We start from the raw sequence: 18570 nt of genomic DNA on the forward strand, positions 1-18570 counted from the left end.
GTTCGAGGCGTTTGGGCGCAACCGCGTTCGGATCCGGCGCCGGGTCCGGGAATCTTGCCGTGAGGGAAGGACGCGGTGGGGGTGCGGACGGTGACCACCTGGCTGGCATGGGGTTTCTTCGCCGCCGTGGCGGCCGCGGCGGGCACGGGCGTGGGCCTGTGGATGGAGTGCGGGCTCACTTTCCGGCTCGCGGTCGACAGCTTCCTGGTGACCGACGTCGCGCTGGCCGCCGTCTTCGCCGCCTGCGGCGTCCCCATCGCCTGGCGCAGGCCGCACAACCCGGTGGGCTGGCTGCTGCTCTGCGGCGGCGCGGCGCACGCCGTGACCGTCATGGCGGTCGGCCTGCTCGCGCTTGGGCTGCGGGACGGCTGGAGCGAGTCGACGCTGCGCGCCCTGGTCACCACGGCCCTTGCCGCCTGGCCGCTGGGCCTGCGTCTGTTCGTGCCGCTCGCGCTGCTGCTCTTCCCGACGGGCCGTCTTCCGGGTCCCGCCTGGCGCCGCGTCGCCTGGGCCACCGGCGCGGTCGGCGCGCTGTTCTGGCTGTGGTGCGCGACCACGCCTCTTCCGTACGCGGTCGGCGGTCCCGTCGGACACCTGCACGTCCTGTCGGTGCCCGCGCTCGAACCGCACCGCTATCAGATCGTCCTCGCGGGCATCTTCGTACCGATGCTCGTCGACCTCACCGCGCTGATGGTCCGCTACCGGTGGGGCGACGACCTGCTGCGCCGCCAGTTGCTGTGGCTGATGCTCGCCGGGCTGTGCGCCGTGCCGTGGTGGCCGCTCGGCATGCGGGCGGAGGCGCTGCAGGTGCTGATCATCGCCCAGCCGGTGGCGATGGCCGTGGCGATACTGCGGCCCCAACTCCTGGACATCCAGTGGGTGGTCTCGCGTGCCCTGCTCTATCTGGTGCTCTCGCTGTCGGTCCTCGGCGTGTACGCGGGCGTGGTGCTGTTCCTCGACCGCGTGCTGCGGGACACCTTCCACCTCGGCGGCGCCGCCCTTGTCGCGGTGGGCGTCGCGATCGCCTTCCATCCGGTGCGGGCCCGGCTGCAGCGGCTCATCGACCGGCTGTTGTACGGCGATCGCGGTGACCCCGTGCGCGCGCTCGACCGGCTGGGGGCGCGGCTCTCCACCGAGTCCGGCCTGGACGGGCTGCTGCTCGCGGTCCGCGACGCGCTGCGGCTGCCGTACGCCGCGTTCCGCCTTGAGGGCCGGGCGGTGGCCGCGTCCGGCACGGAGCGGCCCGGCAGCCTGGTGATCGCGCTGCCCGCCCCCGGCACGAAGGAGGCCGAACTCGTCGTGGGCACCCGCCGCGGGCAGGCCCGCCTCGACGCGGAGGACCTGCGGACCCTCAGGGCCCTCGTGGTGCCGCTCGGGGTCGCCGTGCGGGCGACCGTGCTCTCCGCGGAACTCCAGTCGTCGCGGGAGCGCCTGGTGTCGGCCCGCGAGGAGGAGCGCCGACGGCTGCGCCGCGATCTGCACGACGGGCTCGGCCCCACCCTCACCGGCCTCGCCTTCACCACCGACGCCGCCCGCAACCTGGTCCGCTCCGATCCCGACACCGCCGAGCGGCTCCTGGACCAACTGCGCGGGCACGCGACCGGCGCGATCGACGAGATCCGCCGCCTCGTCGAGGGCCTGCGCCCGCCCGCGCTCGACGAGTTGGGCCTCGTCGCCGCGCTCACCCGGCAGGCGGAGCGCCTGAGCCACCGCGTCGGCGGGGCGCCGCTCGCCATCACCATCGACGCACCCGGCAGGCTCCCCCCGCTTCCCGCCGCCGTCGAGGTGGCCGCGTACCGCATCGCGACGGAGGCGCTGACGAACGCCGCCCGGCACTCGCGGGCCGACCACGCCCTGGTGCGGCTGCGCATCGACCACGCGCTGCGCGTCGACGTCACCGACAACGGCGGCCCGTCCGCCGTCCCGTGGCAGCCCGGTGTCGGGCTTTCCACGATGGCGGAGCGGGCCGCCGAACTCGCCGGCCGCTGCCGGTCCGGGCCCGGTCCGGAGGGCGGCGTGGTCAGCGCCGTCCTCCCGCTGAGACCGGGCCCGCGCGAGGACGCCCCCGTGCGTCCCCGTGACGGGCGGGCTGCCGGCCCCCTGGACCGGCAGCCGCCGTGACCGGCGGCCCCCTCAGCCCCGGCGCCGGTGCCAGTGGCTGCACCGGCGCGAGGGCCCGTCGCCGCGCGGACGGCCGCGCCAACAGCCCTGGCGCCGCCATCCGTTGCCGCCTCCCCCGAGAAGCGGGCAGGCGCGGCGCGGTCTCATGGCAGGTACCACCCCTTGTCGCCGCCGATCGGGCCGTACGAGGTGCTGGCGGGCGGCGCCGGGGCGCCTGGTCTCTCCTCCGGCCGGTGGCCCGCCCCGGCTGTCCCTGCGGTGAATGCCGCTGACGGCGAGCCGGTGACCGGAGTGGTGGTGGCGTACGGGGTCTGGGTCTTGCAGTGCTTCATGGGGAGTCGGCCTTCCTCAGTCGTGGTCGGCAGTCGTGGTCGGCGCGAGGGGCATGGCTGCCGCGGATGAAGGGCTGGGCGTCCGCCACGGCGGTGGGCGAGGGGCCGGCCACCGCCGTGGGGACGGCGCCGGCCGGTGCGGCGCCGAGTGCGCCCGCGAGGGCGCAGCCAGGTGGGGTGCGGCGCGCGGCTGGGCCGACGTCGCCGCCGACCGGCCGGGCCCGGGGAGAGACCGGGCCCGGCCGGGGAGCGCCTCCGCAAGGAGGAGCCCCGCTGGGCCTCAGCGAGGGGAGAGCCCCGCTGCTCTGCCGTGACCCACAGCGTGCCGCTCGCGCACCCCCGCAGGTCAGGGCGCGTGGCCCTCACCGGGGCGGGAAGACCTCCCGGTCCGGGCGGGTGCAGGCACCCGGGACAAGGAGGGTCCGCCCGGCCGACGATGGGTAGATACGGGCGGACACCGCCCACGACCTCGTGCCGACCTGCTGTGGGGAGCCGCGCCTTGACGACGCACGCCGAGTCCCCGGAGCTCGCCGAACTCACCGTGGTCATCGCCGACGACCATCCCGTGGTGCGCGGCGGGCTGCGGGCGCTGCTCGGCTCCATCGACGGCATCACGGTGGTCGGCGAGGCCGCGGGCGGCAGGGACGCGGTGCGCGAGACGCTCCTTCACCGGCCGCGGGTCCTCGTCGTCGACCTGGAGATGCCCGACCTGGACGGGGTGTCGGCGACCCGCGAGGTGGTGGCGGCGGCGCCGGAGACGGCCGTCCTGGTCCTGACGATGTTCGAGGACGACGAGTCGGTGTTCGCGGCGATGCGGGCGGGGGCGCGCGGGTTCATCCTGAAGGGCGCGGGACAGGACGAGATCGTCCGGGCGGTACGGTGCGTCGCCGCCGGAGAGGCCATCTTCGGGCCGCGGATCGCGCGCCGGGTGGCCGAGTGGATGTCCCGCCCTGCGGACGCGGCGGCGTCCTCGCCGTTCCCGGAGCTGACGGTCCGCGAGCTGGAGGTGCTCGACCTGATCGCGGCGGGCATGGCCAACCCGGCCATCGCCCGCACACTCCGGCTCGCGCCCAAGACGATCAGCAACCACGTCTCGGCCATCTTCATGAAGCTGCGGGTGGCCGACCGCGCTACGGCGATCGTCCGGGCGCGGGACGCGGGGCTCGGGCGCAGGTCCTAGTCACCTCCGCACGCGGGGCTCCGGCGCGGGCCCTGGCCGCCCCCGCACGCGGGGCTCCGGCGCGGGCCCTGGCCGCCTCCGCACGCGGGGCTCGGGCGCGGGCCCTGGCCGCCTCCGCACCCGCGACCGGTGGGCGGGGGCGCGCCGCAGCCGCCCCGCACCCACCGCCTCGCCTCAGCCCACCAGCTCCTTCCCCCGCAAGTCCCCCGCGCTCCCGCTCCCCGGAGCCCGCGGCACGGCCACCCGGTGCGCCGGATCCCGTACCTCGCCCACGAGGAGTTCGAGCACGTCCTCCAGGGCGACGAGGCCGAGCACCTTGCCGGAGGCGTCGGCGACCTGCGCCAGGTGCGTCGCGGCGTGCCGCATCACCGTCAGGGCGTCGTCCAGGGGGAGTTCGGCGCGCAGCGTGGTCATCTGGTGCCAGATGTGCTGCGGCACCGCGCGGTCGGTGTCCTCCAGGTCCAGTACGTCCTTCACGTGCAGGTAGCCCATGAAGGCGCCGTTCTCCGCGCGGACCGGGAAGCGGGAGTAGCCCGTGCGGCCGGTGAGTTCGACGACCTGGGCCGGGGTGACCGACGGGCCGACGGTGACCAGGGACGCCCGGTCGAGCAGGACGTCCGTCACCGGGCGCGAGCCCAGCTCCAGGGCGTCCTCCAGGCGCTCCTGCGCCCGCGGGTCGATCAGGCCCGCCTGGCCCGCGTCCTCCACGAGGCGGCCGAGCTGGACGCTGGTGAAGACCGCCTCCACCTCGTCCTTGGGCTCGACCTTGAAGAGCCGCAGGATGAGGCGGGCACAGGCGCCGAGGGCCACCGTGACCGGGCGGCACAGGCGGGCGAACGCGACCAGGCCCGGGCTGAGCCACAGCGCGGTCCGCTCGGGCGCCGCCATCGCGAGGTTCTTCGGGACCATCTCGCCGATGACGAGGTGGAGGAAGACGACGACGGCCAGCGCGATCACGTACCCGAGGGGGTGGATCATGCTCTCGGGCAGGTGCGCCGCGTGGAAGAGTGGTTCGAGCAGCCGCGCCACGGTCGGCTCCGCGACGGCGCCGAGCGTCAACGAGCAGATGGTGATGCCGAACTGGGCGGCGGCCATCATCTGCGGCAGGTGCTCCAGGCCGTACAGCACCTGGCGTGCCCGCGCCCGCTGACCGGCCAGCGGCTCGATCTGACTGCGCCGCACGGACACGAGCGCGAACTCGGCCCCCACGAAGAAGCCGTTGGCGAGCACGAGCAGAAGAGCGAAGAGAAGTTGCAACGCACTCATCGCACAGCCTCCGCGACACCCGCCCTGCCCGAGGCACCGCCCCGGTCCGCGACACCGGCACCGGCACCGGCACCATCCGCGGTACCGAACCTGCCCAAGGCACCGGCCCCGTTCAAGGCACCGGCCTTGCCCAAAGCACCCGCCTCGCCCAGAGCTCCAGCCCCGGCCAAAGCACCGGCCTTGCCCGGAGCTCCAGCCCCGCCCCAAGCCCCGTCCCGCTCCGAGCCATCGGCCCGCACCAACCGCACCCGCTCCGCCCGGTAGTGCCCCACCTGGCGCACCGAGAGGCGCCAGCCCGGGAGTTCGGCGTGGTCGCCGGGGGCCGGGATGCGGCCGAGGAGGTCGGCGACCAGGCCCGCCACGGTCTCGTACGGGCCTTCCGGGACGTCGAGGCCTATGCGCTGGAGCGTGTCGACGCGGCAGCCGCCGTCGGCGTCCCAGGCGGGGCGGCCGTCCTCGGGCGGCGCGGCGGCCAGTTCGGGCGGGCCGCCGGGGCGGTCGTGCTCGTCGCGAACCTCGCCGACGAGTTCCTCGACGATGTCCTCCAGGGTGACCACCCCGGCCGTACCGCCGTACTCGTCGACGACGACGGCGATCGGCTGCTCGCTGCGCAGCCGCTCCAGGAGGCGCTGCACGGGCAGCGTCTCCGGGACGAGCAGGGGGGATTCGGCGATGCGGCCCACGGGGGTGCGCAGCCGCTCGTGGGCGGGGACCGCGAGGGCGTCCTTGAGGTGGACCATGCCGACGACCTCGTCGATCCGGTCCCGGTAGACCGGGAAGCGGGACAGGCCGGTGGCGCGGGTCAGGTTGACCACGTCCTCGGCGGTCGCGGAGGACTGCAGGGCGCTGACCTTCACGCGGGGCGTCATCACGTGCTGCGCGGTGAGCTCGCCGAGGATGAGCGTACGCACGAACAGGTCGGCGGTGTCCTGCTCCAAGGCGCCCGCGCGGGCCGAGTGCCGGGCGAGGGAGACGAGTTCACCGGGGGTACGGGCGGAGGCGAGCTCCTCGGCGGGCTCGACGCCGAAGGCCCGCACCAGCCGGTTCGCGACCGCGTTCAGCGCGGCGATCACCGGCCGGAACAGGCGCGAGAAGGCGTGCTGCGGTCCCGCCACGAACCGCGCGACCTGGAGCGGCCGCGACACCGCCCAGTTCTTGGGCACCAGCTCGCCGATCACCATCTGCACCGCGGAGGCGAGCAGCATGCCGACGGCCACCGACACCCCTGGAACTATGCCTTCCGGTATGCCCGTTGAGGTGACCGGGCCCGCGAGGAGGCGGGCGAGGGCGGGCTCGGCGAGCATGCCGATGACGAGCGAGGTGAGGGTGATGCCGAGCTGGGTGCCCGACAGTTGGAAGGAGAGTTCCTTGAGGGCGCCGACGACCGTGCGCGCCCGGCGGTCGCCGTCGGCGGCGGCCTTCTCGGCGTCGGGCCGTTCGACGGTGACGAGGCCGAACTCGGCGGCCACGAAGAAGCCGTTGGCGAGGATCAGCAGGAGGGCCGCTCCGAGGAGCAGCAGGGGGGTGGTCATGATGCCGCCGCCTCGCCCGGTGCGCGAAGGCCCGGATGGTGGGAGGGGGCGGCGCAGGTACTACAGGACGATCCGTCCATCGCCGGAGGGGGTCACTCCTCGGGTAGATCAGAAGCCCCGTGCGGGCCGCGCCGGCCTTCCGGGGCGGGGCCGGCCCAGCATGCCTGCCCCGCACACCACATTAATCAAGACGGGCGCCGGTGCGGCAGTTCGGGATCCCCGAGTCCTCCCGGATTCGTGCCCGGGGTGATCCCCTAGTCCGCGTCCGTGTCCCCGGAACCGGCGGTCTCGCTGCCCGAGCGCGCGTCGGCCAGCGCACGCAGCGCGCGGGCGTCGGTGATGGCCTGCTGCTTGGCGATGCCCGGCTGGATGCCGAGGGCGGGCAGGCTGGTGCCGTCGGTGAGGTCGAGGAACACCCAGGGGTCGCCCGGGCGCAGATTGACCCGCACGATCTCGGCCCACTCCAGGCGGCGGCTCGTGGCGATGTTCACGACGGTCACGCCGGTCTCGTCGGCGACGACCTTGGGCCTGCTCAGCGTGACGAGCGCGCCGAGCAGCAGCGCGCCGGTGAAGACGAAGCTGGTCCGCTCCCCCGGGCTGAGGTTGGGCAGCAGCACGGAGATCACGGCGAGGGCCACGAAGACCGCGACGCCCGCGGTGAGCAGCACCGCCCGGGTGCGGGCGGGCCGGAAGGTGACGGGCAGCGCGGGCAGGGCCGCCGGCGCGGGCTGCCCGGTCTGGTCGGACATGGCGGCACTCTCCGGCGCGGTCACAGGCGGCAGGCGTGGATGGCCGTCGTCAGGATGGCCCGCGCCCCGATGGCGTACAGATCGTCCATGACCCGCTGGGCGTCCTTGGTGGGGACCATGGAACGCACGGCGACCCAGCCCTCGTTGTGCAGCGGCGAGATGGTCGGCGACTCCAGGCCGGGGGTGAGGGCGACGGCCTGTTCGAGGTGCTCGGCGCGGCAGTCGTAGTCCATCATCACGTACGTCCGGGCGACGAGGACGCCCTGGAGGCGGCGCAGGAACTGCTTCACCTTCGGCTCGTCGGCGTCGGCTCCGGTGCGCCGGATGACGATGGCCTCGGACTTCATGATCGGCTCGCCGAAGACTTCGAGGCCCGCGTTGCGCAGGCTGGTGCCGGTCTCGACGACGTCCGCGATGACCTGGGCGACGCCCAGTTCGATGGCGGTCTCGACGGCGCCGTCCAGGTGGATGACGGAGGCGTCGACGCCGCTGTCGGCGAGGTGCTTGCCGACGATGCCCTCGTAGGAGGTGGCGACGGTGCGGCCCGCCAGGTCGTCGATGCCCTGCGCGGTGCCGGGCTTGGCGGCGAAGCGGAAGGTGGACCGGGCGAAGCCGAGCGGCAGGATCTCCTCGGCGTTGGCGCCGGAGTCGATCAGCAGATCGCGTCCGGTGATGCCGATGTCGAGCTTGCCGGAGGACACGTAGATGGCGATGTCGCGCGGGCGCAGGTAGAAGAACTCGACCTCGTTCCCGGGGTCGACGAGGACGAGTTCCTTGGACTCCTTGCGCTGCTGGTATCCGGCCTCATGCAGCATCGCCGACGCAGGTCCGGACAGTGAACCCTTGTTGGGGACGGCGATGCGCAGCATGAGGTCGGATTCCTTTGCGTGAAGAGTGAGAGCGGTGAACGGGACGCGTGCTCTAGAGGTGGGCGTACACGTCGTTGAGGGAGATGCCGCGGGCGACCATCATCACCTGGACGTGGTAGAGGAGCTGCGAGATCTCCTCGGCGGCGGCTTCCTTGCCCTCGTACTCGGCGGCCATCCAGACCTCGGCGGCCTCCTCGACGACCTTCTTGCCGATGGCATGGACGCCCTTGTCCACCAGTTCCGCGGTGCGGGAGGTGGCGGGGTCGCCGTGGGCGGCCTTGTGTTGGAGCTCGGTGAAGAGCTCCTCGAAAGTCTTCTTGGACATGATGTCGCTTACTCTACGCGCCCGTCCCGCGCCCCTGGCGCCAGGGTTCCGAGACCGTGCGCAGGGTCGCGGCGGTCGCCACGGCGGCCGTGACGGCCTCGTGGCCCTTGTCCTCGGTGGAGCCCTCGATGCCCGCGCGGTCCAGCGCCTGCTCCTCGGTGTCACAGGTCAGGACGCCGAAGCCGATGGGCACACCGGTGTCGACGGTCACCTGGGTGAGCCCCTGGGTGACGCCCTGGCACACGTACTCGAAGTGCGGGGTGCCCCCGCGGACGACGACGCCGAGCGCGACGATCGCGTCGTAGCCGCGGCCCGCGAGGACCTTGGCGACGACCGGCAGCTCGAAGCTGCCGGGCACGCGCAGGAGCGTCGGCTCGTCGATGCCGAGCTCGTGCAGGGCGCGCAGCGCGCCGTCGACGAGGCCGTCCATGATCCGCTCGTGCCACAGGGCGGCGACGACGGCGACGCGCAGGTCGCCACAGTTCTTCACGCTCAGTTCGGGGGCACCCTTGCCGCTCACGCGCTACTCCTTGAGTTCTGCTTCAGATGACGGGTGGTGGTGTGTCTACTGGTTGCCGCAGGCGGACATGTCCGGGGTGTCGAGCCAGGGCAGGTCGTGGCCCATGCGGTCCCGCTTGGTGCGCAGGTAGCGCAGATTGTGCTCGCCGACGGTGACCGGCATCGGCTCCCGCGCGGTGATCTTCAGGCCGTGCCGGGAGAGGGCTTCGACCTTGTCCGGGTTGTTGGTGAGCAGCCGCAGGCTGCGTACGCCGAGGTCCTCCAGGATCTGGGCGCCCGCGCCGTAGTCGCGCGCGTCGGCGGGCAGGCCCAGTTCGAGGTTGGCGTCCAGGGTGTCGCTGCCGCGCTCCTGGAGTTCGTAGGCGCGCAGCTTGGACAGCAGGCCGATGCCGCGTCCCTCGTGGCCGCGCAGGTAGACGACGACGCCGCGCCGGGCGTCGGTGACGCGCCGCATGGACTCCTGGAGCTGCGGCCCGCAGTCGCAGCGCAGCGAGTGGAAGACGTCGCCGGTCAGGCACTCGGAGTGGATGCGTACGACGACGTCCTCGCCGGTGCCGATGTCGCCGTGGACGAGGGCGACGTGCTCGACGCCGTCGGCGGTGGAGCGGTAGCCGTACGCGGTGAACTCGCCGTAGGAGGTGGGCAGGCGGACCTCGGCCTCGCGGCGCACGGTGGGCTCGGCGGTGCGGCGGTAGGCGATCAGGTCCTCGATGGAGATGATCGTCAGGCCGTGCCTGCGGGCGAACGGGATCAGCTCGGGCAGCCGCAGCATCCGCCCGTCCTCGCCCGCGATCTCGACGATCGCCCCGGCGGGACGCAGCCCCGCGAGCCGGGCGAGGTCGACGGCGGCCTCGGTGTGGCCGTCGCGCGCGAGGACGCCGCCCTCCTTGGCGCGCAGCGGGAAGATGTGGCCGGGGCGCACGAAGTCGCCCGCGTCGGCCCTGCCGCTCGCGAGGAGCTGGAGGGTGGTGGCGCGGTCGGCGGCGGAGATGCCGGTGGTGACGCCGTGGGCGCCGCTCGCGTCGACGGACACGGTGAAGGCCGTGGTCATCGACTCGGTGTTGTTCTCGACCATCTGCGGCAGCTGGAGGCGTTCCAGTTCGTCGCTCTCCATGGGCGCGCAGATCAGGCCGCGGCACTCGCTCATCATGAAGGCGACGATCTCGGGGGTGGCCTTCTCGGCCGCGATGACGAGGTCGCCCTCGTTCTCGCGGTCCTCGTCGTCGACGACCACGACGGGCCGGCCCGCGGCGATGTCGCGGATGGCCATCTCGACCGGGTCGAGGCACAGGTCCTCGGTGTTGTCGGCCGTGTAGTAGGCCGGACGGGCCGGGGTCGGCTCCTCGTCCAGGGGGGCGGGAGTGGGCTGGGCTGTCATGCCGGGGCTCCTTCCAGAGCGGTCCGCTGCTGGGGGGCGGTCTGCCGCGAGCGCAGCCACCAGTCGCGCAGGCCCCAGAGGACGAGGGCGAGATAGACGACGTACACAAGACCGGAGAAGGCGAGGCCGCTGGAGAACGCGAGCGGGACGCCGACGATGTCGACGAGCAGCCAGGCGAACCAGAACTCGACGAGGCCGCGTGCCTGGGCGACCATCGCGGCGAGCGTGCCCACGAAGATGTAGGCGTCCGGCCAGGGGTTCCAGGACAGGTCGGGCAGGGCCGTGAAGAGCGCGCCGACCGCGAGGGTGCCGACTGCGGTGCCCGCGAGCAGGTAGCCGCGCTCCTTCCAGGTGGCGAAGCGGACGGCGACGCTGCCGTCCTGCGCCCGCTGCGTGCCGCGGGAGGTCCACTGCCGCCAGCCCCACACGGCGACGGCGATGACGAGGAGCTGCTTGCCGACACCGCCGGACAGCTGCGCGGACGCGTACGCCGCCACGAGGATGACGCCGGACAGGAACTGCGCGGGCCAGGTCCATATGGAGCGGCGCCAGCCGAGCGCGAGGGCGATCAGGCCGACGCTGTTGCCGACCATGTCGGAGTACATGATGTGCTGCCCGAAGGCCGTGAAGGCCTCCGTGTTCAGCCAGTCGAAGGCGCTCACCGGCGGACCTCCTCGGCAGCCGTCGCGGCCCCGGCGGGAGCTTCGGCGCGCGCGCCGAGCAGCCGCTCGACGTACTTGGCGATGACGTCGACCTCCAGGTTGACCGGGTCGCCGGGCTGCTTGATGCCGAGCGTGGTCAGGGCGAGCGTGGTGGGGATGAGGCTGATGGTGAAGTAGTCGGGCCCGGCGTCGACGACGGTCAGGCTCACGCCGTCGACGGTGATCGAGCCCTTCTCGACGACGTAGCGGGCGAGCCCGTCGGGCAGCGAGACCTTGACGATCTCCCAGTTCTCGGAGGGCTTGCGGTCAAGGACCGTGCCGACGGAATCAACGTGGCCCTGCACGATGTGCCCGCCGAGGCGGTCTCCGACGGCCGTCGGGCGCTCCAGGTTGACCTTCGAGCCGGGCACGAGGGCGCCGAGGCTGGACCGGTCGAGCGTCTCGGCCATGACGTCGGCGGTGAACTCGTCGCCGTCGTGCTCCACGACCGTCAGACATACGCCGTTCACGGCGATGGAGTCGCCGTGCTTCGCGCCCTCGGTGACGACGGGGCCGCGCAGACGGAAGCGGGACGCGTCGTCCAGGTTCTCGACGGCGGTGACTTCGCCCAGCTCTTCGACGATTCCGGTGAACACTCAGTGCTCCTTCGTTCCGGGGGCCGCGACGGTCGCGGTGATACGCAGATCGGGTCCGAGCGCGACGCACTCGCGCACGTCGAGGCGCAACGCCTCGGTGATGGTCGTGATTCCGCCGCCGGTGAGGGCGGCGGGTCCGGCGCCGAGCAGGGCGGGCGCCAGATAGCCGACGACGCGGTCGACGGCGCCCGCTGCCACGAAGGCGCCGGCCAGCGTCGGCCCGCCTTCGAGCAGCACGGAGCGCACGCCGCGGGCGTGCAGTTCGGCGAGCAGCGCGTGGATGTCGAGGCCGCGCGCGGGCTGCGCGGGCTGCTGCGGGGTAGGGCTGCCGGGGCGGGGGGCCGGGCGCTGTGCGCGGTAGGCGCCGCCGCTGGCGGTGAAGCGGTGTTCGAGCCGGTCCTCGTCGTCCTCTGTGCCCGGCCGCGCGGACGTCCCGTCGTCGTTCCCGCCCGCCCGCGGGGCGCGTTCCACGTACGGCAGGTGTTCCGCGTCCGCGTTCTGGTCCGCGTACGGAAGGTGCAGCGTCGCCACGCCGGGCAGCGGCTCCACGCCCTCCGCGACCGCCACCAGCGTGGGCGCCGCGTCGTCCAGGACGCGGGCGCCCGGCCGTACGGCGGTGCCGTGGGTGTCGACGACGACCCGCAGCGGCTGGGCGGCGCCCTCGATGCCGCGCGCCGCCAGGTGCGGGTCGTCGGCGCGCTGGGTGCCGGAGCCGACGACCACGGCGTCGCACTCGGCGCGCAGCCGGTGCACGTCGGCGCGGGAGGCCGCGGAGGTGATCCAGCGGCTGCTGCCGTCGGCGGCGGCGACGCGGCCGTCGAGGGTGGCGGCGTACTTCCAGGTGACGTGCGGGCGGCCGGTGCGGACCGAGGTCAGCCAGGCGGTGTTGACCGTCTCGGCCTCGTCGGCGAGCAGGCCGTGCTCGACGTCGACGCCGGCCGCGCGCAGGGTGGCGGCGCCGCCGGTCGCGTCGGGGGTGGGGTCGGCGACGGCGTACACGACGCGGGCGATGCCGGCGTCGAGGAGTGCCTGGGCGCAGGGGCCGGTGCGGCCGGTGTGGTTGCAGGGTTCGAGGGTGACGACGGCGGTGCCGCCGCGGGCCCGCTCTCCGGCGGCGCGCAGCGCGTGCACCTCGGCGTGCGGTCCGCCCGCGCGCTGGTGGTAGCCCTCGCCGACGGTCTCGCCGGTGGCGTCGAGGACGACGCAGCCGACGACCGGATTGGGGCTGGTGAAGCCGAGTCCGCGGGCTGCGAGCGCGACGGCGCGGCGCATGGCGGCTGCTTCGGCTGCGGTGGCCACCGGGTCCTCCTGCCTCTTCGGGCACGGACTCCGGGGCCTGTCGATGACGACAGAGTTCTCACGAGCAGGAACACCGGCATCGCTGGATCGCCGGGACCGCCGACGCCGAAAGAGACCGGTCCCCTGGGGAACCGAGCCATTACGACGAGGCGCCACACATGACACATGTGTCCGCTCGCCGCGCACTGCCTCCCATCCGGACTTTCACCGTCGGTCCAGGAGTTTCACCTGGTCAACCGACCGCTGGAGGCGGCCGGGTCGCGGACTGTAACCGCCGGTTCGGAATTGCACCGACCCCGGAGTGCGCTGCTTCTGGTACCAGGCCAGTGTGCCACGCCTGGTCACGACCATGCGGGCGAGTGTCTGTGGGCTGGCTCACAGGAACGCGCAAGATCCCGTAAAGGGATTGGTCCATACCTATTGACGCACTGGTCTAGTCCTTTTAACGTCTGCGTCACTCCGAGGAGAGGCCCACCCGGTGTGCGCACGCCGTGGGCCGCCGTCCCCGTTCGCCGTGCGACACCGAACCTCCCCAGGAGGAACCGACGTGCCCACCCCCACCCGAGCGAGAACCACGCTCCTGGCAGTCGGCGCCGCGGTCGCCGGGCTGCTGATGAGCACTCTGGCCGCGACGGCCTCGCACGCCGCCGACAACGAGTCCTGTCGGCCCGACGGCCTCTACCGGACTCCCGGCGTCGACGTCCCCTACTGCTCCGTCTACGACGCCGACGGCCGCGAGAAGATGGGCGCCGACCACCAGCGCCGCGTCATCGGCTACTTCACCGGCTGGCGCACCGGCAAGAACGGCGAGCCCGCCTATCTCGCGTCCGACATCCCCTGGGACAAGGTCACCCACCTCAACTACGCCTTCGCGCACATCGGGAGCGACAACAAGATCTCCGTGGGCGGTGACGGCGAGAAGAACGCCGCCACCGGAATGACCTGGCCGGGAGTCGCGGGCGCGGAGATGGACCCCGCGTACTCCTACAAGGGTCACTTCAATCTGCTGAATAAGTTCAAGAAGAAGCACCCGAACGTGAAGACGCTCGTCTCCGTGGGTGGTTGGGCCGAGACCGGCGGTTACTTCGGTGACGACGGCAAGCGCGTGAACTCCGGCGGCTTCTATTCGATGGCCACCCACGCGGACGGCTCGGTGAATCAGGCGGGCATCGAGACCTTCGCGGACTCCACCGTCGACTTCATCAAGAAGTACGGTTTCAACGGCGTCGACATCGACTACGAATACCCGACGACCATGAAGGACGCGGGCAACCCGCTGGACTGGCAGCTCGCCAACGGCCGCCGCGCGGGCCTGGTCAAGGGCTACGCGATCCTGATGAAGACGCTCCGCGAGAAGTTGGACCGGGCAGGTGCCGCCGACGGCAAGCACTACATGCTGACCGTGGCCGCACCGTCGTCCGGCTATCTGCTGCGCGGCATGGAGACGTTCCAGGTCCAGAAGTACCTGGATTACGTCAACATCATGTCGTACGACCTCCATGGCGCCTGGAACGAATACGTCGGCCCGAACGCCTCGCTGTACGACGACGGCAAGGACGCGGAACTCGCGGCGGCGGGTGTGTACGGCAGCCAGCAGTACGGCGGGGTCGGCTATCTCAACACCGACTGGGCCTATCACTACTTCCGCGGTTCGATGCCCGCGGGCCGCATCAACATCGGCCTGCCGTATTACACCCGCGGCTTCAAGAACGTGCAGGGCGGCACGGACGGGCTGTGGGGCAAGGCGGCCTCGACGAACTGTCCGGCGGGCTCCGGGCTCACCAAGTGCGGTGACGGTGCCGTCGGCATCGACAACCTGTGGCACGACAAGGACGACAACGGCAAGGAGTCCCCGGCCGGTTCGAACCCGATGTGGCACGCCAAGAACCTGGAGAAGGGCGTCGTCGGGGACTACGTGACCAAGTACGGCTTCCCCGCCGACACCAAGCTCACCGGCGCTTACGCCCGCAAGTACGACTCGACGCTCGTCGCGCCCTGGCTGTGGAACGCCGAGAAGAAGGTCTTCCTGTCCACCGAGGACGAGCAGTCGGTGAAGGCCAAGGCCGACTACGTGGTCGACAAGGGCATCGGCGGCACGATGGTGTGGGAGCTCGCCGGTGACTACACGTACGACTCCGCCAAGGGGCAGTACGAGATCGGCGACACGCTGACGACGGCGATGTACGACAAGTTCAAGTCGGCGTCCCCGTACGGCGCGAAGGTGGCCGGCAAGGACCTGCCCACCAAGGCCGTCGACATCGGCGTGGAGTTCGGCGACTTCAAGCTCGGCGACTCCAACTACCCGATCACTCCGAAGCTGAAGATCACCAACAAGACGAAGACGACGCTCCCCGGCGGCACAGAGTTCCAGTTCGACTACTCGACCTCCGCTCCCGCCAACGCGTCCGACCAGTCCGGCTTCGGCACGAAGGTGATCAGCAGCGGGCACACCGGCAACAACGTCGGCGGCCTCAAGGGCGACGTCCACCGGGTCTCGCTGAAGCTGCCCGCCTGGCAGACGCTGGCCCCCGGCGCGTCGGTGGACCTCTCCTTCAACTACTACCTGCCGGTGTCGACGCCGTCGAACTGGACGGTGGACATCGCCGGTACGAAGTACGCGCTGGCCGGTGATCTGGCGCGCGGCACGACCGTGGTCGAGCCCGGCACGGGCACAGGACCGACCGACCCGCCGGACCCGACGGACCCGCCCGGCACGTGCACGTCGCCCGCGTGGGCCGCGTCGTCCGAGTACGGCAACGGGACGACCGTGTCCCACAAGTCGCACCACTGGAAGGCCAAGTGGTGGACGAAGGGCGAGGAGCCCGGCACCACCGGCGACTGGGGCGTGTGGCAGGACCTGGGCGCCTGCTGACCGCACGACACCGCACGACGGCGACCGCCGGGTCCTGACCCCGGCGGCACCCCGGACGGCTCCCCCCACAAACGCCCGGCGGCGGGTAGAAACGCCCTTGCCCCGCCGCCGGGCTCTCATTTCGGGCGCTCGGTGACTACGTCACGCTTGCTTGGAGGGGGTGCCCCCCTCCTGCCCTACGGACCGGGTGACCACCTCACGCCCCCGGCGAGAACAACTCCTCCTGCGCAGCATCCCGCGCCGTGAGCAACGCCCCCCTCAACACCGCCGCCCCACCCAGCGCACTGGCCCGCACCTCCGTCCGCAACGGCGACATCGCGGCCACCCGCTCCCCCACCCGCCCCGCGAGCACCTCGCCGCCCGCCCGGCCCAGTTCGCCACCGAGGACCACGCAGCCGGGGTCGAGGACGGCGGCCACGGACGCGGCGCCGATGGCCACGCGGTCGGCCAGGGCGTCGAGGAACGCGGCGTGGCCCTCCTCGACGGCTCGGCGGACCAGTGCGGCGGCGGGGAGTTCGTGCGGGGCGGGCGGCTCCTTCAGGCCGTGGTCCGCGGCGAGGTCCTCGACGGCCGCCGAACCGGCCAGCGAGTGGAAGCCGCCGTCGCAAGCGGTCGCGGACGGCAGCCCCGCGGTGCCCGGCACGGGCAGGAAGCCGATCTCCCCGGTGCCGCCGGAGGCCCCGCGGCGCAGCGTGCCGTCGAGGACGACGGCCGCGCCCGTGCCCGCGCCGAGCCACAGCAGCACGAACGTGTCCCGGTCGTGCGCGGCGCCGTCGCGCTGCTCGGCGCGGGCGGCGAGGTTGGTCTCGTTCTCCACCAGGACGCGCGCGGGCAGCCGGTCGGTGAGCGCCGCGACCAGGCGCCGGTGCCAGGCGGGAAGCCCCGCCGAGTCGCGCAGGTCGCCGGTCGCCGGGTCGATGAGGCCGGGGGCGCCGACGCCCACCGTGTGCAGCCTGCTCGCGCCGCCCGCGAGGGCCGTGTGCTCGACCAGGGCCACGGCACGCTCCACGGCGGCCCCGGTCCCGATGCCGTCCCCGATCGGCACGGACGCCTCCGCGAGCTGCTCGCCGAGCAGATCGGCGACGACCACGGACACGCTCTCGGTGCGCACGTCGATCGCGGCGAGGTGGGCCCGGTCGGCGACTATCCCGTACACACGGGCGTTCGGCCCCCGGCGCCGCTCCCCCGTCTCGCCCACCACCGCGATCAGTCCCGCGCCCTGCAGACGCTCCACGAGATCGGCGACGGAGGGCCGGGACAGGCCGGTGAGCTGCTTCAACTGTCCCGCCGTCAAGGGCCCTTCGCTCTGCAGCAGACCCAGCGCGAGCCGGTCGTTGATGGCCCGAGCGGTGCTCGGAGATGCGGGCATGGCGGGATCCTTCCACAGCGCTCGCGCCGCGCCGGACCGCCCGACCTCGCTGTCGGGCACCCCAACTCGTCGTCGCGCTCGATCAGTTCCCTGAATCCCTTTTATCAGGCAGGGTTCCTGATAGTTTACTGCGGCGAGCCGGGACGGGACCGTGTGAGGGGTGGAGCGGATGAGCGGACAGGGCCCGCGGGGCCAGGCGGTCTACAGCAAGCAGCAGTTGAGCCGGGCCCGGATCGCCGTCGCGGTGATCTTCTGCGTGCACGGATCGGTCGCCGGGTCGTTCGCGACCCGGGTGCCGTGGATCCAGGACCACGCGGACATCAGCGCGGGCCTGCTCGGCCTGGCGCTCGCCTTCCCGGCGATCGGGGCCTCCGTGGCGATGCCGCTGGCGGGCTGGGTGAGCCACCGCTTCGGCGCCCGGACCGCGCTGCGCGGGCTGCTCGCCCTGTGGACGCTCGCGCTCACCCTGCCGTCGCTCGCGCCGAACCTGGTCACGCTCTGCGCGGCGCTGTTCGTGTACGGCGCGACGTCGGGCATGGCGGACGTCGCGATGAACGCGCTCGGCGTCGAGATCGAGCACCGCATGGACAAGTCCATCATGTCCGGCCTGCACGGCATGTGGAGCGCGGGCGCCCTGATCGGCTCGGCGGGCGGCACGGTCGCCGCCCATCTGCACGTCGACGCCCGCGTGCACCACGTCCTCGCCGCCGCGGTGCTCACCGCGCTCGGCCTGATCGCCTGTCAGGGCGTGCTCGACCTGCGCAGCGCGCCCGAGGAGGAGGCGCCGCCGCGGTTCGCGCTGCCGCCGAAGTCGGCGCTGCTCATCGGCGCGGTCGGCTTCTGCGCGGTGTTCGCGGAGGGCGCGAGCCTGGACTGGTCGGCGGTGTACCTCAAGGACGTGCTCGACTCCTCCGCGGGCCTGGCCGCCGCGTGCACCACCGGCTTCACGCTCACGATGGCCGTCGCGCGGTTCGCGGGCGACAAGGTGGTCGACCGGTTCGGCGCGGTCCGCACAGTGCGCGCGGGCGGGGCGTGCGCCGCGCTCGGCGGGCTGCTCGTGGTGACGGCGCAGAACGCGCCGATGGCCATGACCGGGTTCGCGCTCATGGGCCTCGGCATCGCGGTCGTCGTCCCGCTGGCGTTCGCCGCGGCCGGGCGCAGCGGCACGAACCCGAGCCAGGCCATCGCGGGCGTCGCCACCATCACGTACACCTCCAGCCTGGTCGCCCCGTCGATGATCGGCGCACTCGCCGACGCGACAAGCCTGGTGGCGTCCTTCTGCCTGGTCACGGTGCTGGCCTGCGGGCTCATGGCGTTCGCGGGGGTACTGCGCACGGCGGGCCGCCCGGCGCCGTCGGTGCGGGCCGGTTCGGCGGAGGCGGAGGCGAAGACGGCACCGGCGGACCGCAAGTCCTGACGGGCCTGCGGGCCCCTGGGTGGTCGACCGACCGCCTCCGGGCGG

The 18570-nt window shown here is 72.9% G+C and carries 16 protein-coding genes and 1 riboswitch; of the genes, 4 read left to right on the plus strand and 12 right to left on the minus strand.

The genetic code is table 11. The features are described 5' to 3' along the window. Positions 1–90: 90 nt before the first annotated feature. Positions 91–2121: a sensor histidine kinase gene (locus IEY91_RS25760; RefSeq protein WP_189175872.1), complete on the plus strand. Its 2031-nt coding sequence runs from the start codon at positions 91–93 to the stop codon at positions 2119–2121. 143 nt (positions 2122–2264) lie between these two features. Here IEY91_RS25760 and IEY91_RS25765 read toward each other — a convergent pair whose 3' ends face one another. Continuing rightward, positions 2265–2453: a hypothetical protein gene (locus IEY91_RS25765; protein ID WP_189175873.1), complete on the minus strand. Its 189-nt coding sequence runs from the start codon at positions 2451–2453 to the stop codon at positions 2265–2267. A gap of 499 nt (positions 2454–2952) precedes the next feature. Between IEY91_RS25765 and IEY91_RS25770 the strand changes: the two genes are divergently transcribed. After that, complete coding sequence (locus IEY91_RS25770; protein WP_164326457.1) at positions 2953–3633, plus strand: response regulator; 681 nt, start codon at positions 2953–2955, stop codon at positions 3631–3633. 174 nt (positions 3634–3807) lie between these two features. Here IEY91_RS25770 and IEY91_RS25775 read toward each other — a convergent pair whose 3' ends face one another. From IEY91_RS25775 to ribD, 10 genes are all read right to left on the minus strand, one after another. Then, the gene (locus IEY91_RS25775; RefSeq protein ID WP_189175874.1) at positions 3808–4899 is read right to left on the minus strand and encodes a hemolysin family protein; all 1092 of its coding nucleotides are present in this window, start codon (positions 4897–4899) and stop codon (positions 3808–3810) included. Then, the gene (locus IEY91_RS25780; RefSeq protein WP_189175875.1) at positions 4896–6431 is read right to left on the minus strand and encodes a hemolysin family protein; all 1536 of its coding nucleotides are present in this window, start codon (positions 6429–6431) and stop codon (positions 4896–4898) included. The genes IEY91_RS25775 and IEY91_RS25780 overlap by 4 nt, the downstream gene beginning before the upstream one ends. A gap of 254 nt (positions 6432–6685) precedes the next feature. Next, on the minus strand, positions 6686–7180 hold the full coding sequence (locus tag IEY91_RS25785) for a PH domain-containing protein (RefSeq protein WP_189175876.1): 495 nt from the start codon (positions 7178–7180) through the stop codon (positions 6686–6688). Positions 7181–7200: 20 nt separating this feature from the next. Further along, positions 7201–8049: an ATP phosphoribosyltransferase gene (gene hisG / locus IEY91_RS25790; protein WP_189175877.1), complete on the minus strand. Its 849-nt coding sequence runs from the start codon at positions 8047–8049 to the stop codon at positions 7201–7203. A gap of 52 nt (positions 8050–8101) precedes the next feature. After that, positions 8102–8374 carry a phosphoribosyl-ATP diphosphatase gene (locus IEY91_RS25795; RefSeq protein WP_016641674.1) on the minus strand — a complete coding sequence of 91 codons (273 nt, stop codon included), beginning with the start codon at positions 8372–8374 and terminating at the stop codon, positions 8102–8104. A gap of 13 nt (positions 8375–8387) precedes the next feature. Continuing rightward, the gene (gene ribH, locus IEY91_RS25800) at positions 8388–8894 is read right to left on the minus strand and encodes a 6,7-dimethyl-8-ribityllumazine synthase (RefSeq protein WP_164326452.1); all 507 of its coding nucleotides are present in this window, start codon (positions 8892–8894) and stop codon (positions 8388–8390) included. Positions 8895–8939: 45 nt separating this feature from the next. Further along, positions 8940–10271, minus strand: coding sequence for a bifunctional 3,4-dihydroxy-2-butanone-4-phosphate synthase/GTP cyclohydrolase II (locus IEY91_RS25805; RefSeq protein WP_268240910.1), 1332 nt, complete (start codon positions 10269–10271; stop codon positions 8940–8942). Then, the gene (locus IEY91_RS25810; RefSeq protein ID WP_164326451.1) at positions 10268–10933 is read right to left on the minus strand and encodes a nicotinamide mononucleotide transporter family protein; all 666 of its coding nucleotides are present in this window, start codon (positions 10931–10933) and stop codon (positions 10268–10270) included. Before IEY91_RS25810 ends, IEY91_RS25805 begins: the two co-directional genes overlap by 4 nt. Then, entirely contained in the window at positions 10930–11568 is a 639-nt protein-coding gene (locus tag IEY91_RS25815) for a riboflavin synthase (RefSeq protein WP_189175878.1), read from the minus strand. Before IEY91_RS25815 ends, IEY91_RS25810 begins: the two co-directional genes overlap by 4 nt. Next, a complete protein-coding gene (gene ribD, locus IEY91_RS41960) occupies positions 11569–12840 on the minus strand; it encodes a bifunctional diaminohydroxyphosphoribosylaminopyrimidine deaminase/5-amino-6-(5-phosphoribosylamino)uracil reductase RibD (RefSeq protein ID WP_373288022.1) in 1272 nt (423 codons plus the stop codon). 205 nt (positions 12841–13045) lie between these two features. Then, a riboswitch (FMN riboswitch) is annotated at positions 13046–13176 on the minus strand. A 238-nt stretch (positions 13177–13414) separates the two neighbouring features. Between ribD and IEY91_RS25830 the strand changes: the two genes are divergently transcribed. Then, positions 13415–15739 carry a chitinase C-terminal domain-containing protein gene (locus tag IEY91_RS25830; RefSeq protein ID WP_189175879.1) on the plus strand — a complete coding sequence of 775 codons (2325 nt, stop codon included), beginning with the start codon at positions 13415–13417 and terminating at the stop codon, positions 15737–15739. Positions 15740–15935: 196 nt separating this feature from the next. On the opposite strand, the gene IEY91_RS25835 is transcribed toward IEY91_RS25830, so the two are convergent. After that, on the minus strand, positions 15936–17108 hold the full coding sequence (locus IEY91_RS25835) for an ROK family transcriptional regulator (protein ID WP_189175880.1): 1173 nt from the start codon (positions 17106–17108) through the stop codon (positions 15936–15938). Positions 17109–17277: 169 nt separating this feature from the next. Between IEY91_RS25835 and IEY91_RS25840 the strand changes: the two genes are divergently transcribed. Then, positions 17278–18525 carry an MFS transporter gene (locus tag IEY91_RS25840; RefSeq protein WP_189175881.1) on the plus strand — a complete coding sequence of 416 codons (1248 nt, stop codon included), beginning with the start codon at positions 17278–17280 and terminating at the stop codon, positions 18523–18525. Positions 18526–18570 lie beyond the last annotated feature (45 nt).

The sequence above is a fragment of the Streptomyces lasiicapitis genome (assembly GCF_014646335.1).
In the GTDB taxonomy this organism is placed as follows: Bacteria; Actinomycetota; Actinomycetes; order Streptomycetales; family Streptomycetaceae; genus Streptomyces; species Streptomyces lasiicapitis.